This is a genomic window from Pseudomonas sp. FG98 (genome assembly GCF_057808595.1).
Genome location: NZ_JBMDIJ010000005.1, coordinates 154965 through 169698, shown reverse-complemented (window position 1 = coordinate 169698; position 14734 = coordinate 154965). Strand labels below are relative to the sequence as shown.

13 protein-coding genes and 1 tRNA gene are annotated in these 14734 nt (G+C 61.3%); 6 read left to right on the top strand and 8 right to left on the bottom strand.

The window, feature by feature from the left end:
* Positions 1-65: 65 nt before the first annotated feature.
* The gene (locus ACODSK_RS05820) at positions 66-1439 is read right to left on the bottom strand and encodes a YdgA family protein (RefSeq protein ID WP_489014534.1); all 1374 of its coding nucleotides are present in this window, start codon (positions 1437-1439) and stop codon (positions 66-68) included.
* 304 nt (positions 1440-1743) lie between these two features.
* Here ACODSK_RS05820 and ACODSK_RS05815 point away from each other — a divergent pair, with 304 nt between their 5' ends.
* Complete coding sequence (locus ACODSK_RS05815) at positions 1744-3099, top strand: UDP-glucose dehydrogenase family protein (RefSeq protein WP_489014532.1); 1356 nt, start codon at positions 1744-1746, stop codon at positions 3097-3099.
* A gap of 9 nt (positions 3100-3108) precedes the next feature.
* Here the strand turns inward: ACODSK_RS05815 and ACODSK_RS05810 are convergent, their stop codons facing one another.
* On the bottom strand, positions 3109-3978 hold the full coding sequence (locus ACODSK_RS05810) for an isocitrate lyase/PEP mutase family protein (protein WP_489014530.1): 870 nt from the start codon (positions 3976-3978) through the stop codon (positions 3109-3111).
* A gap of 420 nt (positions 3979-4398) precedes the next feature.
* Here ACODSK_RS05810 and ACODSK_RS05805 point away from each other — a divergent pair, with 420 nt between their 5' ends.
* From ACODSK_RS05805 to ACODSK_RS05785, 5 genes are all read left to right on the top strand, one after another.
* The gene (locus tag ACODSK_RS05805) at positions 4399-5397 is read left to right on the top strand and encodes a response regulator (protein ID WP_489014528.1); all 999 of its coding nucleotides are present in this window, start codon (positions 4399-4401) and stop codon (positions 5395-5397) included.
* Positions 5398-5400: 3 nt separating this feature from the next.
* Positions 5401-6354 carry a GGDEF domain-containing protein gene (locus ACODSK_RS05800; RefSeq protein WP_489014527.1) on the top strand — a complete coding sequence of 318 codons (954 nt, stop codon included), beginning with the start codon at positions 5401-5403 and terminating at the stop codon, positions 6352-6354.
* 79 nt (positions 6355-6433) lie between these two features.
* A complete protein-coding gene (locus ACODSK_RS05795) occupies positions 6434-6940 on the top strand; it encodes an RNA polymerase sigma factor (protein WP_489014525.1) in 507 nt (168 codons plus the stop codon).
* Positions 6941-6945: 5 nt separating this feature from the next.
* The gene (locus ACODSK_RS05790) at positions 6946-7869 is read left to right on the top strand and encodes a FecR family protein (protein ID WP_489014524.1); all 924 of its coding nucleotides are present in this window, start codon (positions 6946-6948) and stop codon (positions 7867-7869) included.
* A gap of 85 nt (positions 7870-7954) precedes the next feature.
* Positions 7955-10348 (top strand): TonB-dependent siderophore receptor, encoded by a 2394-nt coding sequence (locus ACODSK_RS05785; RefSeq protein ID WP_489014522.1) that lies wholly within the window; start codon positions 7955-7957, stop codon positions 10346-10348.
* Positions 10349-10455: 107 nt separating this feature from the next.
* On the opposite strand, the gene ACODSK_RS05780 is transcribed toward ACODSK_RS05785, so the two are convergent.
* The 6 genes from ACODSK_RS05780 to tolB all read right to left on the bottom strand — a co-directional run bounded on the left by ACODSK_RS05780 (position 10456) and on the right by tolB (position 14721).
* A tRNA-Lys gene (locus tag ACODSK_RS05780) sits at positions 10456-10531 on the bottom strand.
* Between the two features lie 61 nt (positions 10532-10592).
* Positions 10593-11267: a 7-cyano-7-deazaguanine synthase QueC gene (gene queC, locus ACODSK_RS05775; RefSeq protein WP_489014521.1), complete on the bottom strand. Its 675-nt coding sequence runs from the start codon at positions 11265-11267 to the stop codon at positions 10593-10595.
* A gap of 14 nt (positions 11268-11281) precedes the next feature.
* Positions 11282-11929 (bottom strand): 7-carboxy-7-deazaguanine synthase QueE, encoded by a 648-nt coding sequence (gene queE, locus ACODSK_RS05770; RefSeq protein WP_489014520.1) that lies wholly within the window; start codon positions 11927-11929, stop codon positions 11282-11284.
* 157 nt (positions 11930-12086) lie between these two features.
* Positions 12087-12914: a tol-pal system protein YbgF gene (ybgF, locus tag ACODSK_RS05765; protein WP_489014519.1), complete on the bottom strand. Its 828-nt coding sequence runs from the start codon at positions 12912-12914 to the stop codon at positions 12087-12089.
* Between the two features lie 6 nt (positions 12915-12920).
* On the bottom strand, positions 12921-13418 hold the full coding sequence (gene pal / locus ACODSK_RS05760) for a peptidoglycan-associated lipoprotein Pal (protein ID WP_042121796.1): 498 nt from the start codon (positions 13416-13418) through the stop codon (positions 12921-12923).
* Positions 13419-13470: 52 nt separating this feature from the next.
* Positions 13471-14721, bottom strand: coding sequence for a Tol-Pal system beta propeller repeat protein TolB (gene tolB / locus ACODSK_RS05755; RefSeq protein ID WP_489014518.1), 1251 nt, complete (start codon positions 14719-14721; stop codon positions 13471-13473).
* Positions 14722-14734 lie beyond the last annotated feature (13 nt).

Sequence of the window (14734 nt, the reverse complement as noted above, 5' to 3'; positions counted from 1 at the left end):
CGGGCCTTCAGGGGGGCGAGAGTAGCAGTTAGTGGCGCTGGATTCAGTGCAATTCGCGCAGCAACCTACTGGTCCGAGCCTTGCCCGAACATTTCGGCAAACTCGTTCATGGTCAACTTTTTGCCATTAAGCTCGACATCATCCGGTTTAGCGAGTCGCAGGTTCATAAGCACCCCATCATCGGTCACCGCCAGGAAAGGGTTGCTTCGGGCAGCCGCCGAAAGCTCTTCCCATAGGGTCGTGCGTTGGCCATGCCAGGCCATAACCTGCATGCGGGGCGTTTCGAAGTAGTGCCCCAGATGATCGATGAGCGCTTTGGAAACCTTGAAATTGGCCTGTACCGATTCAACCGCCTGTCCAATCAGGTCATCGTATGAAATCTTCTCGACACCCGGGGATTGCAATTGGGCAACCAGGTCAGCCCGAGCTTCACCCCGTAGAGATTTCAGAGACAACTCCTCAAGCGCCACTCTCGGATTGCTCTCCAGCAGGCGCAATACAACAGCATCGAAGTCATCTCCGATCGGCCGTTGCAAGAAATCCTTCCACGCAAGCGGATCCAGACCCTCTGCACGCCACGCCAATCGGGCACTGCCGATCGAACTGCCTGCGGCCCTGACATCCGAAGCACTAAACACCTGCCGTACCGAATAGCCGTCCTCCGCAACCTGGTAGGTATCCTCTTGCGTCACCCTGCCAAGTGACATTACCCGACCAGCCATCCTGGCCTCGGCACCGCTGGCACTCGTCTCTACCCAGCCTGTCCGCAGGCCATCGGCACCGGCCCCCAACAGGGCGTTCACCGTGATGCCCTTCAGATCGAAAGTGACGCCTGTTTCCTTCTTGTGAGCCCTGATCAGATCCAATACGCCGAAGATACGCGCGGTTTCCTCCTCCTTGGTCGAGTCCAGATACAGTCTCACCCCACTGAAGGAGACGGATAGTCCACCCTCCTCCAACCCGAACGACTCCAATTCGACGCTGCTGCTTATCGATCCGTCGTAACCCACACTGACCTGGGCTTGCAAAGCGCCCTCGATTTTCATGGCGGCAAGCCAGGCGACAGATGCTTCGGTTTCAACCAGCGAGATATTGCTCGCCGCCATGACCGGTAACAAGTTCAAGCGCTTGACTCTCGACCACGGCAAAGGCCCGTACTCGATGCGATCAGCGAACTCCAATTGCACCGGTTCCTTGCCTGCCGCCGTATAGGTCACCCGATACCGGGCATCACTGCCAAAGGTTCGCGCATCAAGCGACAGCAACTCGATCCTGGCGTCGCCGTTATGCCCCAGAGCTACGCGCAATTGCTCGTTGGCATGTACCAGCAGGTCATCCACACGCCCGGGCAACAGGGTTCCGGTATACCAGGCGATCGAAGTACAGGCTGCAACGCCGAGCGCGAATACGCCGCCAAGGGCAATCAATTTCTTTTTCATGGAGTGGTCCAGAAGGATGAAACACCACCCGGACCTTGCGTACCGGGCATTTCGGAGCGCGAGGTTAGCAGCGTGACTTCAGGCAAAACGACCAGCCATCTGCGCTGTAACACAGGGGAAAAGTTGACGGATTTTGTAGCCTGTTTCCGAGACCCGGGGCGATGCGCAACCTCGGAACTGAAGGAGCCACGCCCGAACGCCTATCGGACACTCATACAACTGTCATCCGACGCTGCCATGTTCTGCCCATCGCCCCGCCCTGCGCGGCGGAAGGAACGGCATCCAGCTGAAAAGGGAGCACCCTATGAAAGTTGCAGTGTTCGGTACCGGTTACGTTGGCCTGACCCTCGCCGCTTGCCTGGCCGAGGTCGGTCATTCGGTGTGTTGCGTCGATGTCGACGCCCATCGCGTGGCGAACCTGTCCCAGGGCCAGTGCCCGATCTTCGAGCCCGGCCTGCCGCTGCTGCTGAAAAACGGCCTGGCCAGCACGCGCCTGATGTTCACCATCGATGCCGCCAAGGCCATCGATGCGGCAGCAGTGATTTTCATCGCCGTTGGCACCCCTTCGCTGGCGGACGGTAGCGCCGACCTCAGCCAGGTCTTCGCCGTGACCGACAGCATCGCTCGCCACGCCAAGGGCGAGAAGATCGTGGTCAACAAGTCCACCTCGCCAGTGGGTACCGTCGATGCGATCAAGGCCCGCCTGGCCCGGCACGATGCCAGCAACGCCAGCCGCCTGGACGTGGTGAGCAACCCGGAGTTCCTCAAGGAAGGCTCGGCGGTGCTCGACTGCATGCGCCCCGACCGCATCCTGATCGGCGGCGCCAGCCCGTCGAGCCTGGCCACACTGCGCGAGCTGTTCGCGCCCTTCAGCCGCAACCACGACAAATTCATCAGCATGGACGCGCGCAGCGCCGAACTGGCCAAGTACGCGGCCAACTGCATGCTGGCGACCAAGATCTCGTTCATGAACGAAATGGCCAACCTGGCCGAACACACCGGTGCGGATATCGAGGCGGTACGCCGCGGCATCGGCTCCGACCCGCGCATCGGCTATGACTTCATCTATGCCGGCTGCGGCTTCGGCGGCTCATGCTTCCCCAAGGATCTCTCAGCCCTGCAGCGCATTGCCGAGCAACACGACTACCAGCCACGCCTGCTCCAGGCGGTGGACGCGGTCAACCAACGGCAGAAGCATCGCCTGTTCGAAAAGATCCTCGACCACTACGACGGCGACCTGGCGGGCAAGACCTTCGCCCTCTGGGGCCTGGCGTTCAAGCCCAATACCGATGACATGCGCGAAGCGTCGAGCCTGGTGTTGCTGCGCTCGTTGTGGCAGGCCGGGGCGAAGGTCCAGGCATTCGATCCCCAGGCCCGCGCCGAAGCACGCCGTCTGTTCGGCGAACGCGACGACCTGCAATTGATGGACAGGAAGGAAGACACACTGGCGGGCGCCCATGCCCTGGTGATCGTCACCGAATGGCAGGACTTCAGGGTGCTGGACAGCGAGCTGGTCAGCCAGCGCCTGCTCGATGGCGCAGTGTTCGATGGTCGCAATCTGTTCGAGCCGGCGCAAATGGCCGAGGCGGGACTGGCCTATTACAGCATCGGCCGCCCCGATGCCGGAACGCGCTTGGGCGCGTCGGCAATGCAGGGGTAAGGAAACGCCTTACTCGTTGACGTCCATGAACTCACGGGCCCAGACGATGTAGTCATTGGGCTGGGTGTAGGTATGGGTCAGCTCCGTCGCGCTCAGGTCCGAGGCGGAACTGGTGATCCGGCGCTGCTCGCGCAGGCAATCGTAGGTGGCCTTGATCGCGGCGAAGTAGGCGCCATGACCATCAACGGCGATACGCACGCCCAGTTCGGCCAGACGCACGTCATCGTGCAGTTGCGGATTGCCGTAGGTGACCAGCATCAGCGGCACGGTCAGGTGACGGGCGATTTCTTCCAGATGCTCGAAGTCGCGCACGCCGACCATGCACACGCCATCGGCACCGGCATTCTGATAAGCCACGGCGCGGGCAATGACTTCCTCGGTAGGAATGGCTGCGGCATTGGTCCGGGCAATGATCACCAGCTCCGGGTCGACCCGGGCTTCCAGGGCGGCGCGAACCTTGCCGACGCCTTCGGCGATGCTGATCAGGTCGGTGGACTTGCGCCCGAACTGGGCGGGCAGCAGGGTGTCTTCGATGGTTAGGGCAGACACCCCGGCGCGCTCCAGTTCGATCACCGTGCGCATCACGTTCAGGGCATTGCCGTAGCCATGGTCGGCATCGGCAATGAACGGCAGTTGGGCGACACGACCGATGCGGGTGGCCTGTTCGGCGAACTCGCTCAGGGTGATCAGGGCAAAATCCGGTGCTGCAAGTACCTGTAGCGACGCCACCGAGCCTCCGAGGATACCCACCTCGAAACCGAGGTCGGCGGCGATACGCGCGGACATCGGATCGAACACCGAGGCGGTGTGGTAACAGCGAGGGGAAGCAAGGAGTTTACGAAACGCACGGCGCAGTTCTTGGTGGGACGCTTTAGGCATGATCAATCCACTTATTTCGACTTCATTCTGCCCGGCAACATACCACTGCTTGATGTCGCTCTGACAGCAGCAAAGGTCTCGTTCCGACAAATTGACGAAACGTTTCATCTCCCGGCGTTGAAGGACTGTGGCGACTAGGGGATTTCCCGATGACTGCGTGCCGTTGGGCCGTCCAAGGAAAAATGTCGCTCGGCCCACGGAAAATTTTGCGGATTTCATCAAAAAATCGCGAAATGAGTATGAACTGTGCATGCCATTGTGCATTGGCACGGATTCAGGCCAAACCTGAGGGGACTATCAGGGAATACCGGATTGGATCCGTTTGCTCGCTCAGTGATTCCCTTAGTTATTAAGCGTAGCTTTTGTGCGCCTATGGCATAATGGAATCATCCTGCAACTCAAGCTAACGAGCCGTGACTTGTGTCAGTAACTACCCTAACCGTCTGTGACGACTCCACCGTTGCCCGCAAGCAGGTCCTGAGGGCCTTGCCAAACGATTGGCCGGTGTCGATCACCGAGGCCGCCAACGGCCATCAATGCATGGATGCCGTGCGCAAAGGCCTGGGCCAGGTAGTCGTGCTCGACCTGAACATGCCGGAGATGGACGGCTATCAGGTGCTGCATGCACTGCGCGACGAAGGCCTGGCGGCCAACGTCATCGTCATTTCCGGGGACGTGCAGCAGGAAGCCCTGCGTCGCGTGCAGGAACTGGGCGCCCTCGCCTTCCTGAAGAAGCCTTTCGAGCAGGAGCAGTTGCGCGAGACCCTCGATCGCCTGGGCCTGCTGCAACTGGCGGGACAGGCGGCGCACAGCCATCGTCCGCAAACCAGCGCCCATGTCAGCTTCAACGAGGTGTTCCGGGAAACCGTCAACGTCGCCATGGGCCGCGCTGCAGCGCTGATCGCCAAGGTGCTCGGGGTGTTCGTGCAGTTGCCGGTACCGAACGTCAATGTCCTTGAAGTCGGCGAATTGCACATGGCCCTGGCCGATGCCGGGCGCTGCAAGCAACTCACTGCGGTGTGCCAGGGTTTTATCGGCGGCGGTATCGCCGGCGAGGCGCTGTTGATGTTCCACGACTCGGAAATCGCCGACATGGCGCGGCTGATGAAGCACCAGAGCAGTCACTCCTCCGACCTGGAAATGCTCCTGGACCTGTCGAGCATCCTCATCGGCGCCTGCCTGAGCAGCATCGCCGAACAGGTCGACGTGGTGTTTTCCCAGTGCCACCCGCAGATCCTCGGGCAACACGCGAACATCGAGGAACTCATCCGGGTCAACCAGCGCCGCTGGAAGAAGACCCTCGCCGTGGAAATCAGCTATCGACTGGAAGGTCATGACATCAGCTTCGATCTGTTGCTGCTGTTCACCGAGGACTCCATCGAACGACTGACCCATAAACTCGCGTACCTGATGAACTGAGCCATGAACAAACCTCTTGATCTGACCGAATTCCACTGGCTGCTGGCGATCGTGCAGAGCATCGACGTCGGCGTGGTGGTGCTCGATCGCGACTACTGCGTACAGGTCTGGAACACCTTCATGGAGAACCGTTCGGGCGTGCCGCCCAAGGACGCCATCAGCCATTCGTTCTTCACGCTGTTTCCCGAAGTCAACGAGGACTGGTTCCGGCGCAAGCTCGACAGCGTGGGCACCCTGGGTACGGCAGCGTTCACGGTATGGGAGCAACGCCCCTATCTGGTGCGGTTCAAGAACTACCAGCCGATTACCGGGCAGGAAGACTTCATGTACCAGAACACCACGCTGTTTCCGCTGCGCTCCACTGACAGCAGCATCAGCCACTTCTGCCTGGTGATCTACGACGTGACCGATGTCGCCACCAACCGGCACATGCTGCAGTCGGCCAACGCTCAATTGCAGAAGCTCTCCAGCACCGACCGCCTGACCGGGCTGTACAACCGCGGTCATTGGGAAGATGCACTGAAGACCGCCTACGCCCGTCATCAGCGGCATGGCAGCGACACCGCCCTGGTGATGTTCGATATCGATCACTTCAAGCGCATCAACGACACCTACGGCCACCAGGCCGGCGACAAGGTCATCGAACAGGTCGCGGCAACGCTGCGCCAGTATGTGCGCGACAGTGACGTGGCCGGACGCTACGGCGGCGAGGAGTTTGGCGTGGTGATGTCGGATACCGACGCCCAAGGCGCGGCGGTCTTCGCCGAACGCCTGCGCAAGGCGGTGGAAGCCATGGAAGTCCGGCATGACGGACACAGCATCCGCTTCACCATCAGCCTGGGTGTCGCCGATCTCGGCAAGCCTTCGGATAGCCATGCCGACCTGATCGCCTGGGCCGACCAGGCGCTGTATGCGTCGAAGAAGGGCGGGCGCAACCAGGTTTCGGTCTATCAGTGACAAGGCGCCATCATCGCCTTGCATCTGAAAATCATTCTCGTTAAAGTCGGCGCCCTCGCCCTCCCGGGATATGGCCGCCATGTCGAGCATGAGCACGGAAGAACTGGAGCGGGCATTCAAGGCCCACTCCCGTGAGCTGCGAGTGTTCCTCTATCGACAACTGCAAAGTACCGAAACCGCCGCCGACCTGACCCAGGAAACCTGGCTGCGGATGCTGCGCCAGCGACCGAGCACGCCGGTGGCCAACCTGCGCGCCTTCATCTTCCGCATCGGCCGCAACCTGGCCATCGACCATCTGCGCAGCCGCATCTCCCGCGAACGCCATGATGAAGGCCTGGCCTACCTCTACGAAGTGACCGGTGAAAGCCCCGAACTGATCGACAGCGTTGCCGCCAGCCAGGAGCTGGAAGTGCTCAATGCCACACTGCAACGCATGGGCGAACCGGAACAGAGCATTTTTCTCAAGTGCCGACTGCAGGGCATCCCGCACAAGGAAGTGGCACGCGAACTGGGCATGTCGCTCAGTTCGGTGGAGAAACATCTCGCCAGTGCGCTGGACTTTTTACGCCGCAGCCTTCAGCGTTGACCGCCATGCCTGACGCCAAGCCCGATTCCACCGACCTTCACGCCACGGCCCAGCACTGGGTCGTGCTTCTTACGTCCGGAGATGTCGACCCCGCCGATATCGCTGCTGCCCGCGCCTGGTGTGCGGAAAGCCCTGCGCACCAGCAAGCCTTCGTCGAGGCCCGGCGTCTGTGGCAGTTGAGTGGGCATCTGCAGGCTCCGCCGGTCCGTCGGCGCCAGGCATGGCCATCGACAGCCACTGCCGCAGCCGCGGCCGTGCTGCTCATCGCCCTAGGTCTCGGACTGGTCCGACAACAGGCCTGGGATGCGGACTACCGCACCGCCCACGGCGAGCAGCAGCGCATCGAACTGGCCGATGGTTCCCATATCCTGCTGGACTCGGACTCTGCGGTGGATGTCAGCCTCCACGACAACCGCCGGGCGATCACTTTGCGCAAGGGCGAGGCGCTGTTCGAGGTAGCCCATGATCCGCAGCGGCCGTTCCAGGTCCAGGCCGGCGACCTGAGCGCCACCGCCCTTGGCACCGTCTACGCGGTGCGCAAGCAGGGCGATGGCGTGCAAGTCACCGTTGCCCGGGGCCGGGTCGCCGTGAACGCGGAGCGCGACACACTCACCCTCGGCGCCGGGGAACAGGTCGACTGGCTGGCAGGGAGATTCCAGGACAAGCACAAGATCGACACCGGCAAGGCCCTGGCCTGGCAACACGGTCGCCTGGTGTTCGAAATGGCTCCGCTGGCGGATGTGCTCGCCGAGCTGCAACGCTACCGCCCCGGCTATCTGCTGATTGGTGATGACAGCCTGCGCACGCTCAAGGTCAGCGGCACCTTCCGTCTCGATCGCCTGGACGACGCCCTGGCTACGCTGGAGCAGGCATTTCCCCTGAGGATCCAGCGCTACACCGATTACCTGCTGGTCCTGCGCGCACGCTGAACGCAATTATTTTTACGGGTTCGTGCACCTCACCCGTCTTCCCTCGCGAAAAAGATAATTGCTTGCATTTGCCAGGGAGAACCAGATGTACCCACTGTCCACCGCTCACCGCCCCATCGTCCTCGCCCTTCGCCGCGCCACGCTGCTGATGGGGCTGCTGCCGGTCATGGCCTGGGCGCAACCGGTCGCCTTCGATATTCCAGCCCAATCGCTGGCCGGCGCACTCAATCAACTGGCCGAGCAAAGCGGCCTGCAAGTCATCTACAACGGTGAGCTGGTGCAGGGCCTGCGCAGCCCGGCGGTACAGGGCAACCAGGAACCGGAAGCCGCCCTGCAACGCCTGCTGCAAGGCAGCGGACTGATCTGGCACAGCACCGGCCAGGGCAGCGTCATGCTGGAAAAGCCCGCGCCACAAGATGGCACGCTGCAACTGGGCGCCACCGCGATCAATGGCAGCCTGGTCGGCAGCGGTGTGAGCGAAGGCAGCAAGCGTTACACCCCGTCGGGCCCGAGCAGCACCGCCACCCGCCTCGGCATGAGCCTGCGGGAAACTCCACAATCGGTCACCGTGGTCACTCGCCAGCGCATGGACGACCAGAACATGAAGGACCTCGATGATGTGCTGGAGAACACCACCGGCATCGTGGTGATGAAGAACGGCGGCGAGCGCTCCATGTACCAGGCCCGCGGGCAACTGGTGGAAAGCCTGCAGATCGACGGCGTGCCGACCAACATCAGCAACGCTTACTCGATGGATGCGATCTCCAAGCCGGCCACCGACATCTACGACCGTGTCGAAGTGGTGCGCGGTGCCACCGGCCTCACCGAAGGCGCCGGAACGCCATCGGCGGCGATCAACCTGGTACGCAAGCGCCCGACGGCAGAGCCACAGGCGCTGGTCGAGACCTCCGTGGGCTCCTGGGACGATTACCGGGCGATGCTGGACCTGTCCTCGGCACTCAATCCGGAAGGTACGCTGCGCGGCCGCACCGTGGTCAGCTACAACGACGCCAACAGCTACATGGATAACGTGAAGAAGGAAAACCAGCTGTTCTACGGCATCGTCGAGATGGACCTGACGCCGAACACCCTGGCCACCCTCGGTTTCTCCTGGCAGAAGGATCGCAACTCCGGGTATGACTGGTCCGCCCTGCCTACACGCGAAGACGGCTCGTTCTATCCACTGTCACGCTCTACCAATCTCACCGGCAAGTGGAACAAGCTCGACAAGCGCAACACCACGGTCTTCGCCGATATCCAGCACAGCTTCGACAACGACTGGAAACTGGTGGTGGCGGCCAACCAGATCTGGGCCAAATCGGAATTTCTCGGCAACTACACCTGGCGGGTCAGCGGTGATCGCTTCAGCCTCAATCCCCGGCACTTTTTCTACGATGACACGCAGACCAGTCTCGACGGCTATGCGACCGGCCCGTTCCAGTTGTTCGGCCGGCGGCATGAACTGGTGCTGGGCGCCAATATCCGCCAGGACGACTTCGACTACCACGGCGGCCGCGACGCGACCTACAACTACCAACTGGATATGAACGACCTGTCAGGCTTCAACCCACCAAAGCCGACCGCGCTCAATTCGAACCAATGGAAATACAACATCACCCAGCAACAATCCGGCCTGTATAGCGCCGCACGCTTCAGCCTGACCGACAGTACGAAGTTCATTCTTGGCAGCCGCCTGAGCTGGTTCAAGACCGAGAACATGACCAACACCACCGGTACGCCACGCCACAGCGAGTATGCGAAAAACCAGGAAATCACTCCCTATGCCGGCCTGGTGCAGGAGCTGGGCGACAACCTGAGCGCCTATGCCAGCTACACCGAGATCTTCAAGCCGCAGAGCAACCGCGATATCAACGGCTCCATCCTCGAACCCATGACCGGCAGCAACTACGAACTGGGACTCAAGGGCGAGTTTCTTGAGCAACGCCTGAACGCCAGCGTGGCGCTGTTCCAGGCCGACCAGAGCGGACGCGCGGAGTACCTGATTCCCTGCGACTGCTACGAAGCGTCCGACAAGGTGCGCAACCGTGGCATCGAATTGGAACTCAACGGCGAACTGACGCCGGAGTGGAACCTGTCGGCGGGTTACACCTACACGCAGTCCAAATACATCGGCGGCAGCCAGAAAGGTGAGGCGTTTGCCTCGAATGCGCCGCGCCATCTGCTCAAGGTCACCACCGACTACCGCCTGCCGGGTGTACTGAACAAGGCGCGGGTGGGCGGCAGCGTCAATGTGCAGAGCGAAATCAGCAACCGCGATGAAGGCTACAAGATCCGCCAGGGCGGCTATGCCGTCACCAACCTGCACGCAATCTACGAGCTCGACGAGCACCTGGAACTGCAATACAACCTGGACAACGTCTTCGACCGGAAATACATCCAGACCGTCGGCAACGACAACTACTGGAACTTCTATGGCGAGCCGCGCAACTTCAACGTGGCGCTGCGGGCGAAGTTCTAAGGACCCGACAGGTCGGGCCTCACGGCCCGGCCTGTGGCACTTGCGGAAAGCCGGAAACGAAAAAGCCCGCCGACCTCGAAAGGTGGCGGGCTTCTTCGTACTACGTATGGTGGGTCGTGTAGGATTCGAACCTACGACCAATTGGTTAAAAGCCAACTGCTCTACCAACTGAGCTAACGACCCGTTGGATGGCGCGTATATTACTGTTTTCTAACAGGAAATCAACACCCCATCGCAAAAAAACTCAAAAATATCGCGTCGGGTCCTGAACACCGGCCGCAGCGAAGCCTTCGGCACGCAGGCGGCAGCTGTCACATTTGCCGCAGGCGCGGCCATCATCGTCGGCCTGGTAGCAGGAAACGGTGAGGCTGTAGTCCACGCCCCGGGCCATGCCGGCCTGGACGATCTGCGCCTTGCTGAGGTTCTGCAACGGTGCCTGGATACGGAAGCCCTGCCCCTCCACACCGGCCTTGGTCGCCAGGTTGGCCATGCGCTCGAAGGCCTCGACGAACTCCGGACGGCAATCCGGGTAGCCGGAATAGTCGACCGCGTTCACGCCGATAAAGATATCCCGCGCCTCCAGTACTTCTGCCCAGCCCAGCGCCAGCGACAGGAACACGGTGTTGCGTGCCGGCACGTAGGTCACCGGAATGCCCTCGCTGGGCGCTTCAGGTACGTCGATACTGCTGTCGGTCAGGGCCGAACCGCCGATGCCGTTGAGATTCAGGCCGATGACCTTGTGCTCCACCACACCCAGATCACGAGCGACCCGAGCGGCAGCATCGAGTTCGGCACGATGACGCTGGCCGTAATCGAAGCTCATGGTGTAGCACTGGTAGCCCTCGGCCTTGGCCATGGCGACTACGGTGGCCGAGTCCAGGCCGCCGGACAGCAGAATTACCGCGCGTTTCTCAGTCATTGCAGAAGCTCCTCTCAGCGTCCCGGTTCGTCATTCCAGAGCAGCTTGTGCAACTGCATCTGCAAACGAACCGGCAGGTTGTCGGCGACGATCCAGTCAGCCAGATCGGTGGCGCTCAATTGGTGGTGGCTCGGCGAAAACAGCACTTCGCCTGCGCGCTTGTCGAGACCGTACTGGATCAGCTTGGACACCGCCCAGTCGTAGTCCTCGCGCGAGCACAGGACAAACTTGACCTGGTCGTTCGGCGTCAGCAGCTCGATGTTTTCGTAGCGGTTGCGATGGACCTCGGCGGAACCCGGGGTTTTCAGGTCCACCACGCGACTGACGCGCTGGTCGACGGCCGAGATATCGATCGAGCCACTGGTCTCCAGGGACACCTCGTAGCCAGCATCACAGAGCTGTTTCAGCAAGGGGATTGCATTCGGCTGGGCCAGCGGCTCGCCACCGGTAACGCACACGTAGCGCGGGCGGTAGCTGGCAACCTGTTCGAGGATCGAGTCGAGGGTACGGACGGTGCCGCCACTGAAGGCGTAGGCGCTGTCGCAGTACTGGCAGCGCAGAGGGCAGCCGGTGAGACGCACGAAAACCGTGGGCAGCCCAGCGGTGCGCGTTTCACCCTGCAAAGAGTAAAAGACTTCGGTGATGCGTAATGTGTCTTGCATAGTCGCCACGGGCAGGACAGCTGAACAGGCTGTCCGCCTCCGTCAGGCACCGCCGCGAACTCGACATAGCGTTATTCGCAGCAGCGTTTCAATAAAAGGGCGCAGATTCTAACGAAAAAACCCGCGACAAGCGCGGGTTTCTTTCAAACGGTGCAATTCAGAGCTTCTGCAGATCGCGCTGGGCGAGCTGGGCGGCCGAAGTGCCTGGGTACTGGGTCACCACTTGCTGGAGGATGCCCTTGACCCGGTCGGTATGACCGAGACGGCGCTCCACATCAGCCAGCTTGTACAGCGAATCCGGCACCTTGTTGTGCTTCGGATACAGCTGGCTGACCTTGGCGAAGGCCTGGCCGGCACCTTGCAGGTCGCCTTTGGCCAGGTTCACTTCACCCAGCCAGTACTGGGCGTTGCCGGCGTACTGGCTGTTCGGGTACTTGCGCAGGAATGCGTTGAACGCCTGGGCGGCCTTGTCGAAATCCTTGGCCTTGATCAGGTCGAAAGCTGCGTCGTAGTACAGCTTTTCCTTCGCCGGATCGCCCGGTTCTGCACTCGCAGCTGGCTGATTGGCCGGTGCTGCGGTATTGCCGGCGGCAGGCGCGAGGGCGCCACCGTCAGCGGAATTCTCGGGAGTTGCGGACGGTGCAGGGGCAGCGCCGCTGGAGATTCGCCGATCCAGGTCCTGGTAACGCTCCAGGCCTTCCTGTTTCAGGCGCGATACTTCGTTCTGCAGGATCTCGATGGTGTTCTGCTGCCGATCGATCTGTTCCTGCATCTGTTGCAACTGCATGAAAAGCTGGCCCTGCGCCGAGGCAGGGGTCGAAACCCCTCCCCCGGCGTAGGCGCCGTTCGTACCGTAACCTGCCGGCGGATAACTGCTTGCGCCGTTATATCCACCAGCATTGTCATCGACAACAGGAACCTCGGCCGCTGCCATGAGAGGCAGGGCGAGAGCCAGGACGGTTACAGCACGACGGCACGTTCGCATATCGAATTACTTACGCAGTTCGACGCGACGGTTCTGAGCCCAGGACTGCTCGTCGTTGCCGGTGGCAACTGGACGCTCTTCGCCGTAGGAAACCAGTTCCAGCTGAGCTGGGGAAACGCCTTGCAGCACCAGGTAGCGCTGAACGGCCTTGGCACGACGCTCGCCCAGAGCCATGTTGTATTCGCGAGTACCGCGCTCGTCGGTGTTGCCTTCCAGAACGACGCGAGCGCCGTTGCCTTTCAGGTCCTTGGCGTGAACGTCCAGAGCGCGCATGGCTTCTGGCTTCAGGTCCGAGCTGTCGTATTCGAAGTAGAAGGTGGTGATTGCGCGCAGAGCAGCTTCTTCGCTCAGGCTGCCGTCAACGGCACCGGTGTTTGCGCCGTAGCCAGCGTTTGGATCAACAGCGCCTTCGCCAGCGTTGTCACCGCCTTTCGAGGAGCAACCTACAGCTACAGCCATGGCCAGAGCCAGCGCAGCAAACTTACCAAACTTCAGCATTTCCATCGTGAAACTCCTAATGAACCCCAGTGTGTTAAGTAAAACGTGTATCGCCGCATCAGTTCAGGTAAGGGGACCAGGACGGTTCTCTGACTTCGCCTTGAGCGGTAGGAAGCGGGAGCCTCACGCGTCCGTTGAGAGAGACGAGCATCAAGACTCCCCGGCCCTGCTGGCGGGTGGCGTAGATTAGCATGGTGCCGTTTGGCGCAACAGTGGGAGACTCATCGAGGTTGGTATCGGAGAGAATCTTTACACTGCCACGTTGCAGATCTTGTGCAGCCACTTTGAAGTTGGTGAAACCTTCCTGGCGGTGAATCATCACCAGGGTCTTTTCATCCGCGGACAGTTTCGGGTTGGCGTTGTAGTTGCCGACGAAAGTCACGCGCTCGGCGCCGCCGCTGCCGATGCTGGTCTTGTAGATCTGCGGCTTGCCGCCACGGTCCGAGGTGAAGTACAGGGTCGAACCGTCCTTGCCGAAGAACGGCTCGGTATCGATGGCCGGGCTGTTGGTCACGCGGGTCATCTGGCGCGAGCCCATGTCCATCACGTAGATCTCCGGGTTGCCATCGCGCGACAGCACGAACGCCAGGCGATTGCCATCCGGCGACCAGGCTGGAGCACCGTTGAGGCCTTCGAAGTTGGTGATCTGCTCACGGCGACCAGTATCGATGTGCTGGACGAAGATACGCGGGCGACGCTGCTCGAAGGACACGTAGGCAATGCGCTTGCCGTCCGGAGCGAAGCGTGGCGACAGGATAGGCTCGCGGGATTGCAGCAGGGTCACTGCACGAGCACCGTCATAGTCGGAACGTTGCAAAGTGTAACGAGTGCTGTTGGCGGAGAAACGTTCGGCCGTCACGTAGAGCATGCGGGTGGAGAACGCGCCCTTGATGCCGGTGAGCTTCTCGAACGACTGGTCGGCAATGTAGTGGGACATGTCGCGCAACTGGTCGACGCTGCCCGAGACGCTGCCGGTCAGCACCTGCTGCTCGGTGGCGACGTTGAAGAGTGCGTACTGCACCTGCAGGCGACCGCCGGATGGCACGATGCTGCCGACCATCACGTACTGGGCACCCAGCGCCTTCCAGTCACGGAAGATCACTTCGCTGGCCTGGCTCGGCTGGCTGATCATGTTCTGGCGCGGAATCGGCGAGTAGTAGCCCGAGTTGCGCAGGTCATTGCCGATGATATCGGCCATGTCCTCGGGCAGGACGCTACCGCCCTGCAGACCGAACGGCACCACGGCGATCGGGGTGGCCCGGTCGCTGCCGCTGGTCACCAGGATGTTCTTTTCTTCTGCGTTGGCCATCCCTGCTGCACAG